Here is a 7070-nt window from a genome sequence, read left to right on the forward strand (position 1 = left end):
TTTTATAAGTTTTATAATTTTTTTAAATAAATTGACTCAAAAAACCTATCCTAACCTTCTAGTCTATGCTACAATAAGGATGTAATTTTATTTATTACTAGGAGGTTCACCATGTTAGAACGCGTATTCGCCTTAAAGGAGCGAAATACTACAGTCCGTACAGAAATACTAGCAGGACTGACGACTTTTATTACGATGGCATATATTTTGCTATTAGCTCCCAACTTACTAAGCCTAGCTGGTATGGATAAAGATGCTGTATTAATTGCTACAGCCTTGGGTGGTGGTTTAGTCACCATTGCCATGGGAGTATTTGTTAATTATCCTATTGCTTTAGCACCAGGAGTTGGCCTATTAGCTTTTTATTCCTTCACCGTGGTTCTAGGTATGGGGTTAACATGGCAAACAGCATTAGGTGCTGTATTTATTTCTGGTCTTGTATTCCTTGTACTGACTCTGACGAAAATCCGTCAACTTATTATTGAAGCAATTCCTTCTTCTTTAAAGATTGCTATCACCGTAGGTATTGGCTTGTTCATTTGTATCATTGGTTTGAAACTATCTGGACTTATGACTATCGCCTTATCCTTACAACCTGGCACATTGAACGACATTGTAACTGCCAAAGGTCATGGAGCACCAGCTGCATCAGAAACCTTATTAACATTAGGAAACTTAAGCAACCCTGAAGTGCTTTTATCTCTTTTCTCTTTGTTCTTCTCTGCCGCTCTCATGGCTCGTCGTGTCCCTGGATCTCTATTAATTGGTGTTATCATCACATCTATCATTGCTTATGCGACTGGTATCGCTACTTTACCAGAATCTTTAAGCATTATAGCAGTCCCTGATTTCAGTAAAATTGCCTTTATGGAATTGGATATTTCATCAGCATTCCATGTTGGACTTATTACTATTATCTTTTCATTTACTTTCGTTGAACTCTTTGACTCCATGGGCACACTGATTGCTACTGCCTCTAAAGCAGGCATTGCAGACCCTAAAAAGGGTGAATTCCCAGGTCTTGGTAAAGCTATGATTGTAGACTCCCTTGGCGTTAGCTTCGGTGCTATGCTTGGTTCTAGCACAATTACTGCATTCGTTGAAAGTGCTGCTGGCGTAGGTGCTGGCGGTCGTACAGGATTGACTGCTGTTACTTGCGGCATCATGTTTATCCTTTGTCTATTCTTTGCTCCATTAATCGCATTAGTTCCGAATGCAGCTACAGCTCCTGTACTTATTTTAGTAGGAGCACTAATGATGGAAGCTATCCGTGAAATCGACTTCTCCGATTGGACAGAAGGTTTCCCTGCCTACTTAGTTATTGTATTAATGCCATTTACATACAGTATTGCTAATGGTGTTGCCGCTGGTCTTATTGTATATCCTTTGATGAAGTTTATCACTGGCCGTCATAAAGATGTACACTGGTTTATGTATGTACTAGGTGCGATTGTATTGGCAAAATACATTTGGTTTGAATAACATACTGAATAACATATAAAATAACTCCAAATACAATAGAGGAAAGTTGATTCCATCATCAACTTTCCTCTATTTTTTAGATTCTATAATACATGCTAGCACTACTCATATAAGAGTAATCGCCAACTTGTTTTACATGACAATAGGCATATCTCTCTATACATCAATGAAAGGGTCCCACAGGACCCTTTCATTGTATTTCGTATGTATTTCATATGCCTATAATCAACAGGGATCGGACCTAGTCCCAACTCTTGTACTACAGCAAGTCGTCTTCGTATACTGCTTCTTCAAAGAACAATGGCAACAAATCTTCACTATATTCATTCATGTCGCGGCCTGTTTTGGAGAATACCACAGATGCTGCAAAGCGCATTAATTCTGCTTCGTTCTCTGGATTGTTTACAAATTCATTAATAATTTTATCCATATCTAAATGGCGTTTCATAATGAATCGAGCTAATTTACGACGATTCACCGGATCATTCACCAATTCATCTACATCAATAATATACTCTGGCATTTTGATCGCAATATGCGTGTGGATTCCGTCTTCTTTCATGATAACCTCCTACATTGTACGCCCTATCGTAGGGCTACACTTATATATTAACAAATGTGATGTTTCACAACAATTACATAACGACTTTCTATCTGTTGCAGATACTCCTTATACATACCTGCATATCTGCCTATAGGTTCGCTATGCTCCGTACCCGCTCTTGTAAGCTAGCCTCATCAGTAAACACCGTATCTAAACACAGTCCATGGGCAGGCGCTGTTTTCCCGATTAATTGTCTATTCTCACCAGCTATAATACGTGGCACGTCCTCCGGTTGAAAGCGACCTAAGCCTACATCCACCAAGAATCCTGCTATATTCCGCACCATGTGATACACGAATCCATCTCCTAATACATGGATTCTGACAGTCGTTCCCTCTTGGAATACCTTTACAGCGTACATGGTTTTCACTGGATCTTGTACCGTCGTATTATGGCCTTTGAAAGTACTGAAATTATGTGTCCCTTCTAATGCCTTTGCGGCTTGCTTCATGGACGATATATCCAACGGTTTGCGCACATGGTAGGCATAACGCAGTTGTAGTGGATCAACCACGGCATCATTATGAATGGTGTAAATGTATTCCTTCCCTTTCACATAATTCCGTGGATTCCAATCCGACGACAGTTCCTGTGCCTCACGGACCACAATATAAGGTGGCATGTGAGCAATGAGGGCTCTCATTAGATTATCTACGGGAATCTTACCCGTAGTAGTGAATGCCACTACTTGTCCTCTAGCATGGACACCTGCATCCGTCCGAGAGGATCCGTAAATCGTGATGGGTTCATTACAAACCTTAGATAAAGCTTCCTCTAAATAGCCTTGTACGGTAGGTCCATTCTGTTGTCGTTGGTATCCACAAAGCTCTGTGCCATCATAGGCGACGATGAGTTGTATGGTTCTTGTCATATACCAAGTCCCCACCGCAATACAGCTAAGAGAAGACTCACGAACACCACTGCGCCAATACCATAGAAATCTAATGGACTATAGCGTAATTCTTTCATCCGTGTACGACCTTCTCCACCTCGGTAACAACGAGATTCCATAGCTACTGCCAATTCATCGGCACGGCGGAAAGCACTAATAAATAATGGCACAAGTAAAGGTACCATATTTTTAGCCCGTTTTACCAAAGAGCCGGTAGTAAAGTCAGCCCCACGAGATTCTTGGGCTTTCATAATGCGATCCGTTTCCTCTAATAAGGTCGGAATGAACCGCAAAGCAATGGTCATCATCATAGCTAGTTCATGAGCTGGTACGCCAAAGCGTTTCCACGGGTTTAGGAGTCTTTCAATACCGTCCGTCAAACGTATGGGCGACGTTGTATAGGTCAACAAGGAGGAAAACACGATTAAGAAAATCAATCGTCCTGCCATGAGACCGCCCAAATTGAGACCTTCTCGGCTGATGTGTAACCAACCATAGGTAAACAAGTATTCTCCCGGTGTAGTGAACACATGAATGGCCAAGGTGAATACGATGATGATCCACAATGGTTTAATGGATAGCCACACGAGTCGCACTGGCAAACGAGACAGACCCAAACAACCGAAGGTAAAGGCCGCCACAATGCTATATGTCACCAAACTGTCTGCAAAGAAGATCGCAATGATAAAGATCATAGTGGCTATAATCTTGGCCCGTGGATCCATGCGGTGGAGCAAAGAATCTCCTGGAAAGTACTGGCCGATGGTAATATTACTTAGCATGGTGCACCTCCTTGAGATAGTCGAAAATGTCTACTACTGCCTCATGGACATGGACACGGTCAATATTGACTGGAATATTTCGTTCTGCCAAAGCTTGTAATGTTTGCGACAATGGCGGTACATCGACACCCGCAGATTGTAATTTCTCACGGTCATTGTGGAAAATCTCGATAGGATTGCCATCTAGTAAAACTTTTCCTTGGTGCATCACGATCAAACGATTTGCCATGCGGGAAATATCTTCCATATTATGAGATACAAGGATAACGGTAATACCTTTTTCCTTGTGTAGTTTCATGATTTCTCCAAAGATTTCTTCTCGCCCAAATGGGTCAAGTCCAGCAGAAGGCTCATCTAGAATTAAATAGTCTGGGTCTAAGGCAATGACTCCGGCGATTGCCACACGTCGCATTTGTCCTCCCGACAAATGGAAGGGAGACCGCTCTGCATAGGTATCGTAGTCTAAGCCTACAAATTGCATCGCTTCTCGCACACGACGATCTATTTCTGCCTCATCGAAACCTAAATTTTTAGGACCAAAGGCAATGTCTTTAGCAATCGTTTCTTCAAACAGTTGATGTTCTGGATATTGGAATACCATGCCTACTTTGTGACGAGTTTGTTTAACTGTTTCTGTTTTATCCACTAAGTCAACACCATTTACTTTCACAGTGCCTGTTGTGGGGTGCAATAAGCCATTTAGATGTTGTACTAATGTAGATTTACCAGACCCTGTATGACCGATAATACCTACAAACTCACCTTCGTGAATGGTCAAGTTCACATCGTGCAAGGCCGTTTTTTCGAAAGGTGTCCCCTGCCCATAGGTGTAGGTAACATGTTCTAATTGAATTGACATATGGCCTCCCCTAGTTCTTCATTGGTGGTAATACCCGTTGGCATAGTTACCCCTTGTTCTTGTAAACGCACTGCAATTTCTGATGGCACCGGTACATCGAGACCAAGACCTTTTAACGTGTCTACATTCATAAATACATCTTTTGGGGCCCCTTCATCGATGACCTTGCCTTGTTTCATCACGATGATGCGATCTGCCAAGGCGGCCTCTTCCATAAAGTGCGTAATATATACGATGGTGATTCCTTCTTCTTTGTTAAGGCGATACACCGTATCCATCACTTCCTTACGACCTTTCGGATCGAGCATAGCCGTTGGCTCATCTAAAATAATACATTTCGGTTTCATCGCTAGTACACCAGCAATGGCAATGCGTTGCTTCTGCCCCCCTGATAAAAGGTGAGGCCCATGTAACGCATAATCCGACATGTTCACAGCTGCTAATGCGGCATCGACACGGCTGCGAATCTCAGGAGCTGGGACCCCTAAGTTCTCTGGCCCAAATGCCACATCTTCTTCTACAATAGCTGCCACAATTTGGTTATCTGGATTTTGGAATACCATCCCCACATTTTGGCGAATATTCCAAATTAAATTTTCTTCTTTTGTATCCATTCCTAAAACGGTAACGGTACCAGATGTAGGTTGCAATAGGACATTAAAGTGTTTGGCAAGGGTACTTTTACCACTCCCATTGGTCCCGATAATGCTGACAAACTCGCCTTCATGAATATGAACACTCACATCCTGTAAGGCGTGTACCTCACGGCCCATTTCGTCTTGGTACACATGACTCATATGGTCCGTAGCGATCATAACTTGTTTCATTTTTTATCTAATTTCCTCTCTACGTAAGTACAATTGTTACTTCGTATTACAATCTACTTCATTATACCTTGTAGAGAGGTTTAGGACAATAGGCAACCTTGGGGAACCTATTATAGTTGACAAATTAAAAATCACCACTCTACATAAGTAGAATGGTGATAACTTATAAGGGGGATATAAAATAATTACTATTTTAAATATTGATGTAAGTCAATTTTGGTAAGAGTATCCTCTACAGCTCTATGAAAAGCTCTATCGTAGCTACCACTTGTTTTACCTACACTAGAGAAATCTTCATCCATCACATAATCGCCTTCCTGAGCATCATAGATAATAATATTAGTCATAATTGTCAGATTTTTTCTAAGACCAGTCCAGAAATTAACTTTTTCTTCAGCTGATGTAACACGAGTCGCCAACACCATAACATAACGAGTGCCTTCTTTTTCAGCTAGTGCTTTTAAATCTTTAGTGCGAAGTATAACACCCTTATCTTGATCTCGTTGTGTTTCATTACTATCATTATCTCTAATGTATACTTTTAAATCTTTTTGTGCTTTTGCGAATGGAATTGCTTCATAACCAACAGTATTTAACTTCTCGTTTACTTTTGTATATAATTCCTCACTAATCTCTAAAGGTTTACCTACGTGATTAGGATCTAATTGAACAAATAATGCAATTGGTTGTTTAGGTGTTTCTAATAAACCCATAGCATGTGTATTTACAACCCCTAATAAAAGTACAGTGAACGCCATAGCAAATAATACATATAGTTTTTTCATATTTATAATCCTCAAGCCCCCTTTTTTTATTATATAATATCTCTATATAATTTTAAAGCATTTCAAATTATATGCATTATCTCATTCTTTAAAAATAGAAGCCAGTTCTTTATAAAATTTTTCTAATATCTTGATTCTTGATGTTTTCTATGTATTCCTGACTGTGGGTTTTATTCGCCCTTCGGGCTTTAAAACCTTACGCCAGGAACTAAGCAATGCTCTATGATTTATGCGTCGCTTCACTCCTTTAAATCATGAGCCCTGCTTATGCAACTTCCTATTCTGCCCTGTGGATTTTCTTTACTCCCTTCGGTCGTAGAAAATTTTACGGGCCGAACTCCCCGATTCACACACTTTCATGCGTTGCTTCGCTCCTATGAAAGTGGTTCCCTGGGGATCCCAGACCTATGGTATTCTTTCATAGATATTACTTCTGCCATGTTGGCTGGAAACGACTCTCCTCGTACATCATCATTTGCAACTTCCTATGTGTTCCTGACTGTGGATTTTGTGTGCCCCTTTGGGGCTTCAAAATCTTACGCCAGGAACTAAGCGATGCTCTAAGATTTATGCGTCGCTTTGCTCCTTTAAATCATGAGCCCTGCTTATCCCAGGCCTTATCAGATATACCTTAGTTATTACTCGATTAATCTGGCTGGAAACGGCCAGACCAAAATAATATATTGAATGAAAAAATAAAAAAGACGCCTTTCGGCGTCTTCTTTATTTTCTTAATCAGCAACTTCCTATCCTCCCAGGCCATTTCCAGCCAAGTACTTTCGGCGTTTACGAGCTTAACTACTGTGTTCGGGATGGGAACAGGTGGTTCCTCGTAGCCA

The 7070-nt window shown here is 40.8% G+C and carries 7 protein-coding genes and 1 rRNA gene; 1 reads left to right on the plus strand and 7 read right to left on the minus strand.

From position 1 onward, the window contains the following. Positions 1 to 111 precede the first annotated feature (111 nt). Positions 112 to 1482, plus strand: coding sequence for an NCS2 family permease (locus tag EO112_RS08190; RefSeq protein WP_009353152.1), 1371 nt, complete (start codon positions 112 to 114; stop codon positions 1480 to 1482). A gap of 259 nt (positions 1483 to 1741) precedes the next feature. Here EO112_RS08190 and EO112_RS08195 read toward each other — a convergent pair whose 3' ends face one another. From EO112_RS08195 to rrf, 7 genes are all read right to left on the minus strand, one after another. After that, complete coding sequence (locus EO112_RS08195; RefSeq protein WP_126941162.1) at positions 1742 to 2044, minus strand: hypothetical protein; 303 nt, start codon at positions 2042 to 2044, stop codon at positions 1742 to 1744. A gap of 130 nt (positions 2045 to 2174) precedes the next feature. Further along, positions 2175 to 2957 (minus strand): tRNA pseudouridine(38-40) synthase TruA, encoded by a 783-nt coding sequence (gene truA, locus EO112_RS08200; protein ID WP_127011058.1) that lies wholly within the window; start codon positions 2955 to 2957, stop codon positions 2175 to 2177. Continuing rightward, the gene (locus EO112_RS08205; RefSeq protein WP_127163870.1) at positions 2954 to 3760 is read right to left on the minus strand and encodes an energy-coupling factor transporter transmembrane protein EcfT; all 807 of its coding nucleotides are present in this window, start codon (positions 3758 to 3760) and stop codon (positions 2954 to 2956) included. Before EO112_RS08205 ends, truA begins: the two co-directional genes overlap by 4 nt. Continuing rightward, positions 3750 to 4619 (minus strand): energy-coupling factor transporter ATPase, encoded by an 870-nt coding sequence (locus EO112_RS08210; protein ID WP_127163872.1) that lies wholly within the window; start codon positions 4617 to 4619, stop codon positions 3750 to 3752. Before EO112_RS08210 ends, EO112_RS08205 begins: the two co-directional genes overlap by 11 nt. Beyond that, positions 4604 to 5446: an energy-coupling factor transporter ATPase gene (locus tag EO112_RS08215; RefSeq protein ID WP_127163874.1), complete on the minus strand. Its 843-nt coding sequence runs from the start codon at positions 5444 to 5446 to the stop codon at positions 4604 to 4606. The genes EO112_RS08210 and EO112_RS08215 overlap by 16 nt, the downstream gene beginning before the upstream one ends. 188 nt (positions 5447 to 5634) lie before the next feature. Then, positions 5635 to 6231, minus strand: coding sequence for a hypothetical protein (locus tag EO112_RS08220; RefSeq protein ID WP_126941172.1), 597 nt, complete (start codon positions 6229 to 6231; stop codon positions 5635 to 5637). Between the two features lie 733 nt (positions 6232 to 6964). Next, positions 6965 to 7070, minus strand: a 5S ribosomal RNA gene (rrf, locus tag EO112_RS08225); the annotation flags it as partial.

The sequence above is a fragment of the Veillonella sp. VA141 genome (genome assembly GCF_003992175.1).
GTDB lineage: Bacteria > Bacillota > Negativicutes > Veillonellales > Veillonellaceae > F0422.